At 68.3% G+C, this 17,199-nt stretch carries 13 protein-coding genes and 1 pseudogene; 3 read left to right on the plus strand and 11 right to left on the minus strand.

The window, feature by feature from the left end; all coding sequences use genetic code 11:
- Window positions 1–126 precede the first annotated feature (126 nt).
- Genes BMZ45_RS20855 through BMZ45_RS20865 form a run of 3 tightly spaced genes read right to left on the minus strand, consistent with a single transcriptional unit; the run spans window position 127 to window position 2,275 of the window.
- Window positions 127–396, minus strand: coding sequence for an acylphosphatase (locus BMZ45_RS20855; RefSeq protein ID WP_091638439.1), 270 nt, complete (start codon window positions 394–396; stop codon window positions 127–129).
- Entirely contained in the window at window positions 393–1,004 is a 612-nt protein-coding gene (locus tag BMZ45_RS20860) for a TlpA family protein disulfide reductase (RefSeq protein ID WP_091638449.1), read from the minus strand. The genes BMZ45_RS20855 and BMZ45_RS20860 overlap by 4 nt, the downstream gene beginning before the upstream one ends.
- Window positions 1,005–1,009: 5 nt before the next feature.
- Window positions 1,010–2,275 carry a YihY family inner membrane protein gene (locus tag BMZ45_RS20865; RefSeq protein WP_091638440.1) on the minus strand — a complete coding sequence of 422 codons (1,266 nt, stop codon included), beginning with the start codon at window positions 2,273–2,275 and terminating at the stop codon, window positions 1,010–1,012.
- A 98-nt stretch (window positions 2,276–2,373) separates the two neighbouring features.
- Here BMZ45_RS20865 and wrbA point away from each other — a divergent pair, with 98 nt between their 5' ends.
- The 3 genes from wrbA to BMZ45_RS20880 all read left to right on the plus strand — a co-directional run bounded on the left by wrbA (window position 2,374) and on the right by BMZ45_RS20880 (window position 3,953).
- On the plus strand, window positions 2,374–2,967 hold the full coding sequence (wrbA, locus tag BMZ45_RS20870; protein ID WP_091638441.1) for an NAD(P)H:quinone oxidoreductase: 594 nt from the start codon (window positions 2,374–2,376) through the stop codon (window positions 2,965–2,967).
- Entirely contained in the window at window positions 2,964–3,305 is a 342-nt protein-coding gene (locus BMZ45_RS20875; RefSeq protein ID WP_091638442.1) for a DUF2069 domain-containing protein, read from the plus strand. The genes wrbA and BMZ45_RS20875 overlap by 4 nt, the downstream gene beginning before the upstream one ends.
- Before the next feature lie 162 nt (window positions 3,306–3,467).
- Window positions 3,468–3,953, plus strand: coding sequence for an asparaginase domain-containing protein (locus BMZ45_RS20880; RefSeq protein ID WP_056183298.1), 486 nt, complete (start codon window positions 3,468–3,470; stop codon window positions 3,951–3,953).
- A gap of 133 nt (window positions 3,954–4,086) precedes the next feature.
- Here BMZ45_RS20880 and BMZ45_RS20885 read toward each other — a convergent pair whose 3' ends face one another.
- From BMZ45_RS20885 to BMZ45_RS20910, 8 genes and pseudogenes are all read right to left on the minus strand, one after another.
- The gene (locus BMZ45_RS20885) at window positions 4,087–5,976 is read right to left on the minus strand and encodes a M20/M25/M40 family metallo-hydrolase (protein ID WP_091638443.1); all 1,890 of its coding nucleotides are present in this window, start codon (window positions 5,974–5,976) and stop codon (window positions 4,087–4,089) included.
- 147 nt (window positions 5,977–6,123) lie between these two features.
- Window positions 6,124–8,403, minus strand: a complete 2,280-nt coding sequence (locus tag BMZ45_RS20890) for a M14 family zinc carboxypeptidase (RefSeq protein WP_091638444.1) — start codon at window positions 8,401–8,403, stop codon at window positions 6,124–6,126.
- A gap of 209 nt (window positions 8,404–8,612) precedes the next feature.
- Window positions 8,613–10,643 carry a proprotein convertase P-domain-containing protein gene (locus BMZ45_RS20895; RefSeq protein WP_175489189.1) on the minus strand — a complete coding sequence of 677 codons (2,031 nt, stop codon included), beginning with the start codon at window positions 10,641–10,643 and terminating at the stop codon, window positions 8,613–8,615.
- A gap of 44 nt (window positions 10,644–10,687) precedes the next feature.
- Window positions 10,688–10,933 carry a hypothetical protein gene (locus BMZ45_RS21440; protein WP_139215607.1) on the minus strand — a complete coding sequence of 82 codons (246 nt, stop codon included), beginning with the start codon at window positions 10,931–10,933 and terminating at the stop codon, window positions 10,688–10,690.
- Window positions 10,934–11,095: 162 nt separating this feature from the next.
- Entirely contained in the window at window positions 11,096–11,329 is a 234-nt protein-coding gene (locus BMZ45_RS22085) for a proprotein convertase P-domain-containing protein (protein WP_254776721.1), read from the minus strand.
- Between the two features lie 126 nt (window positions 11,330–11,455).
- Window positions 11,456–13,183: pseudogene (locus BMZ45_RS20900) on the minus strand (S8 family peptidase); the annotation flags it as partial.
- Between the two features lie 558 nt (window positions 13,184–13,741).
- Window positions 13,742–14,191, minus strand: coding sequence for a hypothetical protein (locus tag BMZ45_RS20905; RefSeq protein WP_091638447.1), 450 nt, complete (start codon window positions 14,189–14,191; stop codon window positions 13,742–13,744).
- A gap of 259 nt (window positions 14,192–14,450) precedes the next feature.
- Window positions 14,451–16,556, minus strand: coding sequence for a S8 family serine peptidase (locus BMZ45_RS20910; RefSeq protein WP_175489190.1), 2,106 nt, complete (start codon window positions 16,554–16,556; stop codon window positions 14,451–14,453).
- Window positions 16,557–17,199: the final 643 nt, after the last annotated feature.

The raw sequence follows: 17,199 nt of genomic DNA on the forward strand, positions 1-17,199 counted from the left end.
GCGCGACTGGAACCGCGTGAGTCGCGCGCTACTGCCGTCATTTCCGCGAAGGCGGGGCCGGCGTTCGTGGGAATGACGGCCGGCGGGAATCGGGGCATCGAAGAGACGCGGAAACGAGCAAGGCGCTCAGCCGCAAACGAAGCCCTCGCCCGCCTCGGCCCCATCCGCATCCTCGCGCGCCAACGCATCCACGCGTGCATTGACCGGCCCGCGTCGCAACCAGATTTCGAACCGCGCCAGCGCCGCCGCGTCGCCGACCGCAAGTACTTCGACGCGGCCGTCGGCGAGGTTGCGCGCATAGCCGCGCAGGTCCAGCGCCAGCGCCTGCTCGCGCGCGCTGGCGCGGAACCACACGCCCTGGACCTTGCCGCTGACGTAGTAGCGCGCCGCGCTCACGACTGGCCCGGCTTGGCCTCTGTCGGTGCGGCGGGGCCGCCGGCCTTGGCGATCGCGCCTTCGATCATGGCCGCGGTCACCGGGCCGAGGAACTTGTCGGCGATCTTGCCGTCCGGCCCGATCAGATAGGTCATTGGCAGGCCACGCGGTGTATCGAAGGCCTTGGGCGGGTCGTAGGTGTCGACGATCGCGATCGGATAGACCACCGGGTGCGTCTTCAGGAAGGCGCGCATGTCGGCCGGCTCGATTTCCTCGTAGGCCAGGCCGATCACCTCGATGTGTTCGCGCATCGCGTCCATCGCCGACAGCTCGGGCATTTCCTTGAGGCAGGGCGCGCACCAGGTCGCCCAGAAATTCACCACCACCCACTTGCCGCGGTGCGCGGCCAGCTCGAACTCGCCGTTGTCCAGCGTCGCCAGTTTCAGTTCCGGCACCTCCGACGCGGCGGCCGGCGCCTCCACGGGCTTGGGTGCGGCGGGCGCGTCGGCGGGCTTGGGCGCGGGCGTCTCGACCTTGGCCTCGGGGGCCGGCGCCGGCTTGTTGCAGCCCGCGAGCGCGACGGCCAGCAGCGACAGCGCGAGAATCGGGGCGAGGCGGCGTAGCGTCATCGGGTTCATTCCTGGTCGGCGTGGATGGTGGACACGGGGCGTTTGAGCAAATCGCGCAGCGGCACGCGCAGTTCGTCCATCGCCGCGACCGCGGAGCGGCCCAGCGAGTCGTCGCGGCAAGGCAGCATGGCCTCGGCGATCGGAATGCGCAGCCCGCAGGCTTCGTAGAGTTCGGCCAGCGACAGCTCGTCGAGGTCGCGCGACAGCAGCCATTCGCCGGTTTCGGCGCGCGCGACCACGCTGATCGAATTCAGTTGCGACAGCATCTGCTGGACCAGGGTATCGGTGAGCATGGGCTCGAGCTGCTGGATCTCGTCGCTGTGCAGGCCGCGCCCGTCGGCGCGGGCCTCGTTGAAGCGCGCCAGCAGGCGCAGCAGGCCGTACATCTCGAAGCCCAGCGGCAGGCGCATGCCGATCGGCTGGTAACGGAACGCCGAGATCGAGGACGCCAGCGAGGCGCCCAGCAGCACCGCGATCCAGCTCAGGTAGATCCACAGCAGGAAGATCGGCACCGCCGCGAACGCGCCGTAGATCTTGGAATAGGAGCCGAAGCTGCCCAGGTACAGGCCGATGCCCCACTTGACCAGTTCGAACAGAGTGGCCGCCAGCAGCGCGCCGGCGAAAGCGTGGCGCCAGTGGATCGTGCGGTGCGGCACCACCCGGTAGATCGCCGCGAACGCCAGCCACTCGATCGCCACCGGCGCCAGCTGCAGCATCACCCGCTCCAGCAGGCGTCCGGGCTGGGTCGCGAACACGTCCATCGAGAAGAACTTGGCCGACACCGCCAGGCTGGCCGCGGCCATCAGCGCGCCCAGGGTCAGCACGGTCCAGTACACCAGGAAGCGCCCGACCTGCGGCCGCGCCGCCTTGACCCGCCAGATCCGGTTGAAGGTGGATTCCACCCCGTTGAGGGTGATCAGCAGCGACACCACCAGCGCGATCACGCCGGCCGCGGTGAGCTGGCCGATGTTGGCCGAGAACTGCTTCAGGCTGGCCTCGACCGAGCGCGCGGCCGAGGGCACGAAGTTGGAGAAGATGTAGTCGCTGAGGCGGTCGCTCCACTCGCCGAACACCGGGAACGCCGACAACACCCCGAACACCACCATCGACAGCGGCACCAGAGCGAACACGGTGGTGTAGGACAGCGCGCCGGCGGCCTGGAACAGGTTGTCGTCGAGAAAGCGCCGGGCCAGGAAACGGAAGAAGGTGCCGACGCGCGCGCGGTCGCGCATGCGGTCGCCCCAGCGATTGATCGTATTCAGCGGCTCCATCGAGCGGAGGGTAACCGATGGGGCGTGCGGAGGGGATGCAGGGCCGCGCCCGCCCCTGCCCACCGCATCATCTATCCTTGTCGCAACAGGAGAATGCGATGACCGAAGTTCTGGTGCTCTACTACAGCCGCGGCGGATCGGTGGCACGACTGGCGCGCCAGATCGCGCGCGGCATCGGCGAAGTCGACGGCGTGCAGGCGCGGCTGCGCACGGTGCCGCCGGTCGCGGCCGTGACCCAGACCGCGGCGCCACCGGTGCCGGAGGACGGCGCCCCCTACGTGGAATCGCGCGATCTGGTCGAATGCGCGGGCCTGGTCCTGGGCAGTCCCACCCGCTTCGGCAACATGGCCGCGCCGGTCAAGCACTGGCTGGACGGGCTGGGCGCGGAATGGGCCAGCGGCACCCTGGTCGGCAAGCCGGCGGCGGTGTTCACCTCAACCGCGACCCAGCACGGCGGCCAGGAATCGACCCTGCTGACCATGATGGTGCCGTTGCTGCACCACGGCTGCGTGATCCTCGGCATCCCCTACACCGAGCCCACGCTCAGCAGCACCCGCGGCGGCGGCACGCCCTACGGCGCCAGCCACGTCGCCGGCGCGCAGGACGATCCGCAGCCCAGCGAGGACGAAGCCAAGCTCGCGCGCGCGCTCGGGCGCCGGGTCGCCGAGCTGGTCGCCAAGGTGAGCCGATGAGCCTGGCGCGCAAGATCCTGGCCCTGGCGCTGATCGCGCTGGTGGTGGTGTACGCGGTCTGGTTCGGCGGCCGTACGCCGCCGTCCTGGGGCGCGCTGGCGGTGTTCGCGCTGCCGCCGGCCTGGCTTGCGCTGGGCGTGCTGCGCGGCAGCGCGCGTGCCGGCTTCTGGTCGGCGGTGCTGGCGCTGGCCTGGTTCAGTCACGGGGTGATGGTCGCCTACTCGCGTCCGCCCGAGCGCACGCTGGCCTGGATCGAACTGGTGCTGGCGGTGGTGGTGGTGTTCGCGGCCAGCCTGCCCGGGCTGAAGTCGCGCTTCGGCGGCAAACCCGCGGCCTGAGCGGCGCCGACCTCGCTTTCTGCGGGAGCGGCGTGGCCGCGATCGAGTACCTGCGCGGCTTCGGCATCGCCTCGGCCGTTGATCGCGGCTCACGCCGCGCCCACAGAAGCGCGGTGCGCGGGCCTATAATTGCGCCGTCCCCAGCAATGCGACCCACTTTCGATGGACCAGCTCTGCATCGTCACCACCGGCGGCACGATCGACAAGATCTACTTCGACGACAAGTCCGACTACCAGATCGGCGAACCGCAGATCGGCGGCATCCTGCGCGAGCTGGGCGTGACCTTCCAGTTCAACGTGATTCCGATCATCCGCAAGGATTCGCTGCACATCACCCAGGAGGATCGCGAGCTGATCCGCGCCGCGATCGCCGCGCAGCCGGCCCGGCACGTGCTGATCACCCACGGCACCGACACCATGGTCGAGACCGCCAAGGTGCTGGCCACGCTCACCGACAAGACCATCGTGCTGACCGGCGCGCTGAGCCCGGCGCGCTTTCGCGGTTCGGACGCCGAGTTCAACGTCGGCTGCGCGGTCGGCGCGGTGCAGTCGCTGCCGCCGGGCGTGTACATCGCCATGAACGGCCTGATCTGGGACCCGAACAAGGTGCGCAAGAACGTCGCGGCCAATCGCTTCGAAGCGATCTGAACGTCTCGACCTTGCGCCCACGACCCCCGGCCTGCCGGGGGTTTTCGTTTATGCGCCGGGCATAAAGAAAGCCCCGGCGCGAGGCCGGGGCTCGAGTCGTTGCCGACCGACGCGTCGCGCCGGCGCCAGGCGATCAGAAGGTGATGCTCCAGCTGTCGATGCGGCCGGTGTCCTGACTGGCGTTGTCGTTCACGCGCAGGTTCCAGGTGCCGTTCAAGGCTTCCGTGCTCAGGTTCTTGATGAAGGTGCCGGTCACGTTGTCGGCGCTGCCGCCGCTGCGGTTGTGGATGTTGTAGAGGGTGCCGTCCGGCGCGACCAGATCGACTTTGAGATCGCCCTTGTAGGTGTGCAGGATGTTGACCGTGATCGAGGCGTTGCTGGGCGCGTTGCCGGTACGGCCGGAGACCGCGATCGGGCTGTTGACGGTGGCGTTGTCGGCGATCGGATAGTCCGTGCCGTTGCTGTAGGTCTGGGCGCCGGTGCCGCCGACGGTGACCGAGGCGGTCTTGGTGTTGCTGGCGCCGTCGTCGTCGGTGACCGTCAGCGTGACCGTGTAGGTGCCCGCGGTCGCGTAGGTGCGGCTGGGGTTGGTCGCGGTGGAGGTGGCGCCGTCGCCGAAGTTCCAGCTGCGCGATGCGATGGAGCCGTCGCTGTCGCTGGAGCTGTCGGTGAAGGTCGCGGTCAGGCCCGAGACCGAGGCGCTGAAGTTCGCCACCGGCGCATTGTTGCCGGGACCGCCGCTGGCGGTCTTGGCCGCTTCGCCCAGGAACGCCAGGCCGAGCTTCGCGAACGGCACGCTGTTGGTCGCCGAATTGCCCATGTTGGCCAGGGTATCGCCCGAGGTGTGCAGGTTCGGGAACAGACGACCCTCGTGGTACATCGCCGACGGATAGCCGGCCGCGGTCCAGGAGGCATGGTCGGAGCAGCCGTAGCCGCAGGCTTCGGTGACCAGGTTGAGGCCGCTACCGCTCATGTAGGCGGTGAACAGGTCGCGCAGGAACTGGACCATGTTGGCGTTCGAGTAGTCGGTGATCACCTTGACGTGCGGATCGGAACTGGTGCGGTAGTTGGTCATGTCCAACTGCAGGGCCGCGACCACGTTCACGCCCTGGGTCTGGTACGAAGTCGCGATCGCCTTGGAACCGCGCAGGCCCACTTCCTCGGCCGCATAGCCCATGAATTTGACCGTGCGCTTGGGCCTGTAGCCGCTGGCCATGGCGATGCGCAGCACTTCGGTCAGGGTGGCGATGCCGGAGGCGTCGTCGTCGGCGCCGGGCGCGTTCATGGCGTTGCCGCTGCCGGAGTTGGAGATCGAGTCCAGATGCGCGCCCAGCACCACGACCTCGTTGGGCAGATCGGTGCCCTGGATGGTCAGGATCACCGAGGGCTGGGTCGAGCAATTGGTGCAGCCGGTGTAGAGCTCGGCACTGACGTCGCTGCGGCCGTTGGCCAGACCCAGCCAGGTGTTGCGGATCCACTCGGCCGAGGTACGGCCGGTGGTCGAGGCGTAGTAGCGGTTCGGATACTGGGTGGACAGATGGCTGATGGTCGAGCGGATGTTGGCCTCGCCGACCTGACCCAGCCAGGGCGTGACCGTGGCCTGGTTGTCGATGGTGTAGGCGGCCAGGAACTTGCCGGCCATCGCCTGCGCGCTGCGGTCGTCGCGCACGAAGGCTTCGGCCTCGGCGCGGGTGGAGAAGGCGAAGTAGCCGCCGCAGCGGCGTTCCTTCTCGTGCACATGGCGGGTGATGTCGGCGAGCTGATGGGTCTTCACTTCCGAGATCACCAGCGGCGCGCCGGTGACGCCGACGCGGGCGCTGGACTGGCGGGCCAGGGTTTTGACGCCGGCGTCGTAGGTCTCGCGCGAGGTGACCACGAAGACCGGTGCGAACGGGTCGTCGCTGGCGTCGGCGGGACGCGCGTGATCGTGCTCGTGGGTCGTGGTCTGCGCGTACGCGGGGACCGCGGTCAGAGCGAGGGCCAACGCGAGCAGCGTCGGCAGCGGGGCATGGACGGGATTCATGGTGCGACTCCTGGTGGCTGCGCCCGGTGTGTTTGGGTGTGGGGCGCGACGAAAGAACGGCCGGAACCTGGGGGTCGCCCCGGCCGCGCGGGCGACGATGCGGCGCCGCCGCCCCGGCGCCGGCCGGAACGGCGGTCGCGCGCACGGTCAGAAGGTGATGCTCCAGCTGTCGATCGTGCCGGTGTCGGCGCTGGCGTTGTCGTTCACGCGCAGCTTCCAGGTGCCGTTGAGCGGCTCGCTGCTCAGGTCCTTGGTGAAGGTGCCGGTCACGTTGTCGGCGCTGCCGCCGCTGCGGTTGTGCAGGTTGTAGAGCGTGCCGTCGGGCGCGACCAGGTCGACTTTGAGATCGCCCTTGTAGCTGTGCAGGATGTTGACCGTGATCGAGGCGTTGCCGGGCGCGTTGCCGCTGCGTCCGCTGACCGTGATCGGACTGTCGACGGTGGCGTTGTCGTTGATCGGATAGTCGGTGCCGTTGCTGTAGGTCTGGGCGCCGCCAGTGCCGACGATGACCGACGCGGTCTTGGTGTTGCTGGCGCCATCGTCGTCGGTCACCGTCAGCGTGACCGTGTAGGTGCCGGCCGCGGCGTAGGTCTTGCTGGGATTGGTGGCGGTGGAGCTGCTGCCGTCGCCGAAGTTCCAGCTGCGCGAGACGATGCTGCCGTCGCCGTCGCTGGAGTTGTCGGTGAAGGCCACGCTCAGGCCGCTGACCGCGGCGCTGAAGTTCGCTACCGGCGGCGCATTGCCGCCGCTGCCGGAGACCGTGAAGCGCACCGCATTGGGCGTGCCGGGCTTGCCCGACGCGTCGGTGGCCTGCACGTAGACCGTGTGCACGCCCGGGCTGAGCCCCGTGGTCGGTAGCGCCACCGTCACCGTCTCGGTGCTGGCGTTGTAGCTGCCGTCGCTGGCGTTCATCGCCACCGCCACCGCGCCCGCGGCCCAGGGCGGCGCATCCAGATAGGCGCGCGCCGAGGCGATGTTCTGCACCGCCTCGCTGCCGTTGCTCTGGTTGTAGGCGGCGTCGCTGACGCTGGCGGTGATCGTCACCGGCGTACCGGCCGGCACGCTCACCGCCGAGGCGCTGACCGACTGGGTGTCGGGACCGGACGGATACTGATACGGCGCATACAGATTGCGCGCGGCGTAGCGCAGCGCGCGCAGGTTGTTGGGCAGGGTCGCGCTCTGGAAGGTCGAGCAGCTCTCGAAGAAGGCCACGCCCAGCTCGATCGTATAGCTGGGCACGCCGAGCAGACCGTACATGGTGTCGTCGGTGGTGCCGTCGGTGGCGTAGAGCTCGTTGGACTGCTGCGGCCGATAGTTGTTGAAGTAAGCCAGGCGCCGACCCAGGGTCTGCAGCGGCACGCTGTTGGGCGCCGGCGTGGTGGTATCGCCCCAGGACCACAGCACCAGCTGCGAATAGCTGTGGATGTCGAAGAACAGGCCCTGATAGTCGTCGGGCGCGGCGCTGCCGACGGCATCGCCGCGGCGGTCGGGGAAGATGCCGCCGGTGTAGACGCCGCTGGCGTTGCGGGTGCCGGCGACCAGGCGCACCAGGTTCTGGGTTTCCGGTTCGGACGAACTGGCCGGTCCGCGATAGGTCTCGGCGCAGGCGTTGCCGCTGGAGCCGCCGGCCGCGCTGTTCCAGTGGAAGGGGAAGTTGCGGTTGAGATCGACGCCGTAGGACGAAGCGCTGCAGCTGCCGTTGAGGTTGTCGGTGTTCTTGCGCCAGGACGCGCCGGCCTCGGCCTTCTTGCGGCCGTCGGGATTGGCCTGCAGGACCAGCTGGAACGCGAAGTTGTCCATCAGCCAGGTCGCCTCGGCGTCGCTGCCGTAGCCGTTGACCAGCCATTCGGCGAAGCGCGTGAGCAGCTCGGCCGGGGTGTACTCGCGCGCGTGGATGGAGCCGAACACCACCATGGTCGGCTTGTTCGGCAAGACCGCGTCGGTGGCGGTGTTGGTCAGCCGCAGCACCTTCATCTCGTAGCCGGTGGCGGCGTTGCGGCTCTTCTGCCAGCTCGGGCCGATGTTGGCGATGCGCGCCAGGTTCGGCTTGGCCGCGGCCAGGTCGTCCATGGTGGTGTAGGTCTCTTCGACCGTGCGGTAGCAGGCGTAACCGGGAATCGCGGCCGGCCCCAACAGGGGCGCGTTCGCCATCGCCGCCTGCATGGCCTGCAGGCGTCGGGTCGCGTCGGCATCGACCTCGACCCGCAAGCCGGCGCGGCGCAGCGCCTCGATGTCTTCGGGCAAGGCCTCGACGCGCACGGTGCGCGCCTCGCGATCGACGATCAGGTGTTGGAAGCGGGAGGCGATGCGCTGCAGTTGCGCGCGATCGCGGTAATGGGCGGTGACGAACACCGAGGCGTCTTGCTCGGCGGCGGGCGCCGCGGAGGCGAAAGCGAACAGCAACACAGCGGCGTGGACGAGGCGCATGGCGTAACTCCGTGACGTGCGGGCCCGGGCCCGCTGCGAACGTGCCGGAACGATCGGCGCGAGCCGATCCGTGGGAAGGGGGACCTAACGCACGCGCACGCGGACTCCCGCCCCTGCGCTGGCGGCGCGGGAGCGGGAGGACGTGCACGGCCGGGTTTACGCTCCCGTAGCGTGTCCTCTCCGGCCGAAGCCGGAGAGGACGTGTCGGATCAGAACGTGATGCTCCAGGTGTCGAGCACGCCGGTATCCGCATTGGCGTTGTCGTTCACGCGCAGCTGCCAAGTACCGTTCAGCGGTTCGCTGGTGAGGTCCTTGGTGAAGGTGCCGATCACGTTGTCGGCGCTGCCGCCGCTGCGGTTGTGGATGTTGTAGAGCGTGCCGTCCGGCGCGACCAGATCGACCTTGAGATCGCCCTTGTAGCTGTGGGTGATCGTGACCGAGATCGAGGCGTTGCTGGGACCGTTGCCGGTGCGGCCGGACACCGAGATCGGACTGTTGATGGTGCTGTTGTCGTTGATCGCGAAGTCGGTGCCGTTGGTGTAGGTCTGCACGCCGGTGCCGCCGACCGTGACCGAGGCCGTCTTGGTGTTGCTGGCGCCATCGTCGTCGGTGACCGTGAGGGTGACCGTGTAAGTGCCCGCGGTCGCATAGGTGCGGCTGGGGTTGGTCGCGGTGGAGGTGCCGCCGTCGCCGAAGTTCCAGCTGCGCGAGACGATGGTGCCGTCGCTGTCGGTGGAGCTGTCGGTGAAGTTGGCGGTCAGCGCGCTGGTGGCGACGCTGAAGTTCGCCGTCGGCGCGACGTTGCCGCCGCCGGACGAATCCAGGCCGTCGATGAACTGCACGCCGGTGCCGCCCGCATCCAGCCAGCTGCTCAGACGGGTGGCGCTGGTGCCGCCGCCGGCCCAGGACACCGAGATGCGGCCGTAGTAGTCGGCCTTGGCGTTATCGGCGGCCGAGCACGAGGACGGACCGCCGTGCAGCTGACCGATCACGCGCTTCTCGGGGCTGAACAAGGGCGAGCCCGAGGAGCCGCCCTCGGTGACGCCGATGCCCGGGATCCAACGCACGAAGATGTGCGAGCCGTCGCCCGGCGAGGTCGGATTGGTGTTGGCGCCGCCGTAGCTGGTGGTGCGGGTGGCGCTGGTGCCGTGGCTGATGCGCTTCTCGGCGACGTTGGGATGGTGGATGCCGGTGGCGCCGCTGAAATCGCCGCTGCGCGCGTCCCAACCGTTCCAGTACAGGTTGTAGGCGGCGGGCGCGGCATCGTCCAGTTCGACCAGGGTGAAGTCGGACGCGGCGTTGGAGGCGCGGTGGAAGGCGCCGGTGAGGGTCTGCGCCAGCGAACCGTTGCCGTTCTGGCCGCTCTGGGTGCTGCCCGGCGCGCGGCAGGTCGAGTTCTGGTAGTTCCAGTACGTGACCAGCGACGCGGCGTTGGAGGCGCTGATGCCGCAATGGTTGGCGGTCAGGAAGTACATCTTGCGATCGTTGGCGGCGTTGTTGAGCAGGCTGCCCGAGCAGAACAGGCTGCCGCCGGTGGAGATCGCCGCGACCGAACGGATCTGCGCGCGCCAGGCATCGCCCTCCGGGCAGACCACGTCGACGTTGCAGCTGCCCGAGGTGCCCTGCGCGGTCACCATGTCGGACTGCAACTGCTGGGCCATGCGGGTGAAGCCGCGGTAGTCGTGGCCGACCTTGGCCAGGCGCAGCTTGAGCTGGCCGGCTTGATCGCGCGGCACCACCACTTCGATCACCGCTTCGGCGCCGTTGACGATCGGCGTCCACAGCTGGCCGTGCGACTCGTTGTCGGCGGCGGTGTACACGCGCACCACCGACGGATCGGAAGCGGCGGCGCGGCTGAGGTTGGCCGGATACACCAGCAGGCGGCCGCCGACGGGCATCTTGTATTCGCTGAAACCGAAGTTCAGCGACAGCGCGCCGCGCGACTGCACGCGCAGACGCCAGACCATGTCGTTGCCGACTTCCTCCCACACGCCCGAATTGAGCGGGGTCAGATCGACGGACAGCGACTGCGCGTAGCGCGGCGGCAGATCGTGCGCTTCGCGCTGGCGATCCTCGGCCTGCAGCGCCGGGACGTCCACCGCCTGCATCGTGCGCATCTCGACGCGGTCGAGCGCGGTCAGGCTATGGTCGAACGCGGCGGGACGCGCCCCGGGCGCCGCGGCGGCGGCACCGAGCGAGGAAAGTCCCAGCAGGACCAGGGAACCGTACATTCGTTTCATGAGTCTCTCTCCATCCGTAGTAGAGGGCATGACCGGCTCGCCGCTCAGGATCGCCGGCCCAGGGCCTGCGATGGCGAGCGCGGATCAATCGTTTGGAACGCGACCGACGGCGTCGGCCGGTATCCGGCGAGTTGATACGGGTAATGCCGCATCGCGCGATGAGCCGGCGATACGCTCGAACGATGAAACTGGGCGAACCCCTTTTCGCCCGTCACGACGCTAAGCGCGCACCCCCTGCGGAACAAGCGCGATTCGACGTGATTCGACACCGCATCCGTGATGCGCGTCATGCATATGATCAGTAACCGCTTCCAGTCATTTTTGTGTACGCCTAGTTGCTGTAAACGCGTCCCGCCCTGTCGTGCGCGACGCTCGATCGCGCAAAAAAAGACCCCGGCCGTAGCCGGGGTCGGAGAGAGCATTCGCGGCGTCCTTGCCGGCGAATTCGATGCTTAGAACGTGACGCTCCAGCTGTTGATGTAGCCGGTGTCGCCGCCGGCGTTGTCGTTGACGCGCAGCTTCCAGGTACCGTTCAGCGCTTCGGTCGACAGGTTCAGCGTGACCGTCTTGGCGACGTTGTCGGCGCTGCCGCCGGTGCGGTTGTGGATGTTGTAGAGCGAACCGTCCGGAGCCACCAGGTCCACCTTCAGGTCGCCCTGATAGGTGTGCACGATCGCGACCGTCACCGAAGCGTTGCTCGGGGCGTTGCCGCTGCGGCCGGAGACCGTGATCGGGCTGTCGACCGTGGCGTTGTCGCTGATGGTGTAGTCGGTGGTGTTGCTGTAGGTCTGGGTACCGCCACCGCCGGTGGTGTAGCTGCCGGTCAGGCTGGCGCCCGAGAACGTCGAGTAGCCGCGCACCAGCACGTGGTAAGTGCCGGCCTGGGCCGTGGCGATGTTGCAGGTCTCGGCGTTGGTGCTGCCCTCGGACTTGCAGTCGTAGCTGGCCGTGGTCGGCGCGCTGCCGAACTTCACGAACAGGTCGGCATCGCCGCTACCGCCGGCGGTGACGAACTTCAGACCGCTGGCGCCGGCCGGCACCACCAGGGTGTAGCGCAGCTCGGTGCCGGCGCTGCCGGACAGACCGGTGACCGGGGTGCCGTTGGTCAGCACGCCGGTCGGCGGCGGGGTGGTGCCGTTGACGGCGTCGACCGCGGCCTTGGCGTTGAGGATGCCCGGGCCGATGCTCTGCGACGGGGTCGACGGGAACGCGGTGACGTTGGCCTTGATGATCGATTCGATCTCGGCCGGAGTCTTGGGCGTGGTCGCCACGGCCTGCATCAGCGCCACCACGCCGGCGACGTGCGGGGTCGCCATCGAGGTGCCGTTGTAGGAGGCGTAGGTTTCCGAACCCGGCGTGGTCGAACCGCTGTTGAGGGTCGACAGGATGTTCGAGCCCGGTGCGGCGATGTCGATCAGCGCGCCGTAGTTGGAGAAGCTCGAACGCGCGCCGGTGCTGGTGATCGAAGCCACCGCGATCACGTTGTTGCAGTTCGCGGGCGAGGCGTTGGACACGTTGACGTTGTCGTTGCCGGCGGCGATCACCAGGGTGGTGCCGCGGCTGACCGCGCTGTTGATCGCGTTCTGGGTGGTGGTGCCGCAAGCGCCCGAGCCGCCCAGCGAGAGGTTGATGACCTCGGCCGGATTGGCGTTGGCGGGCACGCCGCTGACGGTGCCGCCCGAGGCCCAGATGATGGCGTCGGCGATATCGGAGTCGTAGCCGCCGCAGGTGCCGAGCACGCGCACCGGCACGATCTTGGCGCCGTAGGCGACGCCGGCGACGCCCTTGGCGTTGTTGGTCACCGCGGCGATGGTGCCGGCGACGTGGGTGCCGTGCCAGCTCGAACCCTGCGCGGCATGGGTGCCGCCGCACTGGTTGGCGCTGACCCAGTCGCCCGGATCGCTGGGATCGCTGTCGCGGCCGTTGCCGTCGTTCGACACGGTGGTGTCGATGATGAAGTCGTAGCCCGGCAGGATGTTGGCGCTCAGATCGCTATGGCTGGTGATGCCGGTGTCGAGCACCGCCACGACCGAACCGGAGCCGTTGGTGACGTCCCAAGCCTGGTTGGCCTTGATGCCGTAGGTGCCCGAGTAGCCCCACTGCTCGCTGTAGCGGGTGTCGTTCGGGGTCAGGAAGGCGTGGTTGAGCTTGTCGACTTCGACGTATTCGACGTTGGCGTCGGCGGCGATCTGACGCATCAGCGACTCGGCTTCGACGTGGTCGAGCGCGCGATCGCTGCGCACGACTTCGGCGCCCAGGGCGGTGCGGCGCAGCGAGCGGATGCCCAGGGCCTTGCCGGCGCCGGCGGTGGAGGCGGCCGTGCTCAGCGAACGCTGCAGCGTGCTGGCGTTGGTGGTCGGGGCGCTACCGTCCTTGAACTTGACGATGAAGCGCTGAACTTTTTCGGAAGACTGCAGGCCGGCGAGATTGACGCGGCCAGCGGCGAACGCCGGGGCGGCGATCATGCTCGAAGCCAGTACGGCTGCCGTGGCGGCGGCCAGGGCGTGCACGCGAATGCGACGCGAGGACAGCTGAGACATCTATGTAACCCCCGAAGCTGGAATAAGCCGCTAAGCGCGGCAAAAAACCGCAAGAACCTCTCTCCGGCCGGCGGGACTACCGCGGCCTTAGGCTCGAACGGTGGATACGGACAGGTGACAAAATGTGTCCGCAAAGTGACGCTAGTCGACCTTTCGTACCCATCGCAACGGGGATATCCACTCAATGTGCACAGGTATTTGTGACTATCGTCACAAATTATTGCGGTAACCGCTTTCACGTGAAATCGACACGACAATATGCCGCATCGCAACATACGGTTGCGCGTCTGAGACGGGAAACCCAGGTTAAGTCGCGGTTTTAGCAGGGAATCTTGGGCGCCAACCGGGCGAATTCAGCCGTTTTGAGGTGCCGGCAGGCACACAGCAGGCGGTGCCTACGGTGGCGCCGCGCGCCCGTTGCGAAACGGCGCCTGCAAGATCAGCCGGGGCCCCAGCCTGCCACCGCCCCAGGTGCCGAGGCGTGTGGCGCAAGGTGCAGCGGCCGCGCCGCCAATTCGGCCTCGCGCCCCGCTTTCGCGAGGGCGCCTGGCGGTCGTTTCAGCGGTCCAGACTGCCGCCGATCGGCATGATCGACACGACGCCGTCGATCTCGATGTACTCCACGTCCGGATCGGCCGCGAAGGTCTGCATCAGTTTCTGCGCCTCGGCCTTGCTCAAGGGGCGGTCGGCGCGGAACACGTCGGCGGCCACCGACAGGCGCAGCTTGTGTTCCAGCTTGATCGCGCCGCCCCCGCTCTTCAGGCCGCTATTGCCGGCGGTGCTGGCAAACCGCGCCTTGACGCTGGCTTCCTCGCGCGCGGGCACGCTGCCGTCGCGGTATTTGACGATGAATTGCTGGTACGGGCCGTTGCCCTGCAGCTCGCCCACATGCGCCTTCGGGGCACCGCCGTCGCCATTGGAGTTGGCGGACGCCATGCAGGCGCTCATCGCCAAAGCCAGCGCGGCTGCGCTGACGGCGAGCAGGGATCGGCGGAATAGGCTGGGCATGGCATCGGCTCCTGGATCATGGCGTTCCCGATTTCGAAACGCACCGGCGGTGCGAATGGGGTTGAAGCTGATTCGTACGCTAGTCGGCCCGCGCTGAACGGTGCGGAACCGGCGCCGGCGTAGGTGCGGCCGGCGACGCGCGCAGGCGCGCCGCCGGACCGCGGGACAATGGTGCGTCCGAGCTCGGGGTCGGGCCCGGACGCACCCGCATGCCGGAACCGCCGTTCGCGCGGCGGGCCCGACCTGCTTGCCCGCCGACTCAGAAGGTGACGCTCCAGCTGTTGATGTAACCCAGGTCCTGCGCCGCGCGGTCGGTGGCACGCAGCCTCCAGGTGCCGTTGAGCGCTTCGCTGCTCAGGTTGATCACGCGATTGGTGATGATCACGTGGTCGCCGCTGTCGGCGGTATTGGGACGATTGAACAGGTTGTAGACCGTGCCGTCCGGCGCGATCAGATCGACGATCAGATCGCCGCGGAACGGATGCTGCACGTTCACCGACACCTGGGCGTTGCTGGGCGCGTTGCCGCTACGGCCGGAGACCACGATCGAGCTGCTGGCGCCGCTGACGTTGTTGTCGGGAATGTTGACGTCGGTGGTGTTGCTGTAGGTCTGGGTGCCGCCGGTGCCGCCGACGGTGACCGTGGAGGTCTTGGTGTTGGTGGCGCCGCCGTTGTCCGTGACCGTCAGGGTGACCGTGTAGGTGCCGGCCGCCGCATAGGTGCGGCTGGGGTTGGTCGCGGTGGAGGTGCCGCCGTCGCCGAAGTTCCAGCTGCGCGAGGCGATGGAGCCGTCGCTGTCGGTCGAGGCGTCGGTGAACGTCACCGTCAAACCGCTGGCCGACGAACTGAAGTTCGCCACCGGCGCCGCGTTGACCGGACCGCCGCCGCCCGCGGCCGCCACCGCCGCCGCCGCATCGATCAGGCCGGGGCCGCAGCCGCCGGGGCAGTTGGCCGCGGAGATCGGACGCGCGGTGTTGGCCAGGATCTGGCGCACCTGCTCGAAGGTCTTGGGTGTGGCCGAGACCGCCTGGATCAAGGCGACCACGCCGGCCACATGCGGCGAGGCCATCGAGGTGCCCTGCTCGAAGGCATAGCCGTTGTTCGAGTACGTGGACAGGACGCCCTGCGCATCGTGGCTGCGCGTGCAGTCGCCGGCGCGGGGCACGCGATTCAAGGGCAGGAACTCGTTGGTGGGCGAGCAGGTCTCGCCGCCCGGCGCGGTGATGTCGATGGTGGCGCCGTAGGTCGAGTACCAGGCGCGGCGGCCGCCCTGGTCGCTGGCGGCGACGCTGATCACGTTGTTGCAGCTCGCGGGCGTGGAGCCGGCGACGTCGATGTTGCTGTTGCCGGCGGCGGCGACCACGATCGAGCCGTTCGCGGTCGCGGTGTTGATCGCATCCTGGTAGGCGGGCGTGGCCGAACACGGCGCATCGCCGCCCAGCGACATGTTGATGACCTCGGCCGGATTGGCGTTGGCGGGCGCGCCGGCGACGGCGCCGCCGGAAGCCCAGACGATGGCGTCGGCGATGTCGGAGGTGGCGCCGGAACCTTCGCGGCCGAGCACGCGGATCGGCACGATGCGCGCACCGTAGGCCACGCCGGCCACGCCGGAGGCGTTGTTGGTGACCGCGCCGATGGTGCCGGCGACGTGGGTGCCGTGATAGACGCCCGAGGAATCGTTCGGGTTGGCGTCGCGGCCGTTGCCGTCGTCGGACGCGCCGCAGCCGGCGACGCCGCCGCAATCGGTCGCCGAGAAGCCCGTGGTGGAGGTGACGAAGTCGTAGCCGGTCAGGACATTGGCGTTCAGATCGGGGTGCGCGACGATGCCGCTGTCGATCACCGCCACCACCACGCCGTTGCCGTTGGTGCTGTTCCAGGCGGTCGGCGCGTTGATGCCCACCGCGCTGTTGGCGTAGTGCCATTGCTCGTTGTAGCGAGTGTCGTTGGGCACCAGCAGCGCCTTCATCACGTAGTCGGGCTGTACCCACTCCACGTTCGGATCGGCGGCCAGCTGTTGGATCACCGCGCGCGCTTCGTCGCTGTTGAGGGCGGTGTCGTTGACCACGACGTCGGCGCCCAGCGCCATCCGGCGCAGATGCTTCAGGCCCAGGCGCTTGCCCTTGGAGGCCGCCGGCAGCACGGTGCGCGTCGAAGCGGCGCTCAGCGAGGAAGCGACCGAGGCGGTGCTGGCGGTGGGTGCGCTGCCGTTCTTGTACTTGACGATGAAGCGGCTGTAGTTCTCGCCGGACTTCAGCCCGGAAACGACCGCGTGGCCGGCGAAGGCCGGCGCGGCGATGGAGGTCAACGCCAACGCGGTGGCGGCGGTGAGCGCGCGTACGCGCAGCGTGGTGTTCGAGTTCGACATCGTAGAAAGATCCTCGAATGAAGCCCATGGACAGGCCGCGGATTGCGGCGATGGCGGTGGGCGGGCACGTGCGCCCACCGGACCGTGAATCGCGGCGCGTGCCGCGATACGGATCGAAACTACGTTTGGACGCACGCGGAGGGCACGGGAATGCCGCGCATTTAGCGGACCTAAATGCGACTTGAATCACAATTTCATAAATTGAAATTATCGCTACACCACAAAGCCACAATCACTGTGTTTTCAGGCACAAATCTGGCGAACTCACGCCCAACGCAGAAGCGGACCGCTCCCCCTACCCTTTCAATATCAAGCAATTAGACAGAATCACCGCGCCGATGTGTGGTCGAGCCCAAGGCCGAACATGCGTCGATGACGGACTTGCCTGAGTGGAAAAATTCGCCCACCCGGCCGACCCCGCCTGGCCGTGACGCTGCCGCCCAGCGCCCGCGCACCGCGCAAAGAAAAGCCCCGGCCGAAGCCGGGGCTCGAAGATCGCCACACGGTGAGCGGTCGCGGCGCGGACAGCGTCGCGACCGCCGCTTGCGATCAGAAGGTGATGCTCCAGTTGTCGATGTAGCCCACGTCCTGGCCGGCCCGATCGGCGGCGCGCAGCCGCCAGGTGCCGTTGAGCGCTTCGGTC

Source organism: Lysobacter sp. cf310, from assembly GCF_900114355.1.
Taxonomy (GTDB): Bacteria; Pseudomonadota; Gammaproteobacteria; order Xanthomonadales; family Xanthomonadaceae; genus Lysobacter.

Bases quoted from the DNA above. Each gene is read 5' to 3' on its own strand.
- BMZ45_RS20865 (WP_091638440.1), bottom strand. From the start codon at position 2,275: ATGGAGCCGCTGAATACGATCAATCGCTGGGGCGACCGCATGCGCGAC.
- BMZ45_RS20890 (WP_091638444.1), bottom strand. From the start codon at position 8,403: ATGCGCCTCGTCCACGCCGCTGTGTTGCTGTTCGCTTTCGCCTCCGCG.
- BMZ45_RS21440 (WP_139215607.1), bottom strand. From the start codon at position 10,933: ATGACGCGCATCACGGATGCGGTGTCGAATCACGTCGAATCGCGCTTG.
- BMZ45_RS20885 (WP_091638443.1), bottom strand. From the start codon at position 5,976: ATGAATCCCGTCCATGCCCCGCTGCCGACGCTGCTCGCGTTGGCCCTC.
- BMZ45_RS20905 (WP_091638447.1), bottom strand. From the start codon at position 14,191: ATGCCCAGCCTATTCCGCCGATCCCTGCTCGCCGTCAGCGCAGCCGCG.
- BMZ45_RS20895 (WP_175489189.1), bottom strand. From the start codon at position 10,643: ATGAAACGAATGTACGGTTCCCTGGTCCTGCTGGGACTTTCCTCGCTC.
- BMZ45_RS20875 (WP_091638442.1), top strand. From the start codon at position 2,964: ATGAGCCTGGCGCGCAAGATCCTGGCCCTGGCGCTGATCGCGCTGGTG.
- BMZ45_RS20880 (WP_056183298.1), top strand. From the start codon at position 3,468: ATGGACCAGCTCTGCATCGTCACCACCGGCGGCACGATCGACAAGATC.
- BMZ45_RS20910 (WP_175489190.1), bottom strand. From the start codon at position 16,556: ATGTCGAACTCGAACACCACGCTGCGCGTACGCGCGCTCACCGCCGCC.
- wrbA (WP_091638441.1), top strand. From the start codon at position 2,374: ATGACCGAAGTTCTGGTGCTCTACTACAGCCGCGGCGGATCGGTGGCA.
- BMZ45_RS20860 (WP_091638449.1), bottom strand. From the start codon at position 1,004: ATGACGCTACGCCGCCTCGCCCCGATTCTCGCGCTGTCGCTGCTGGCC.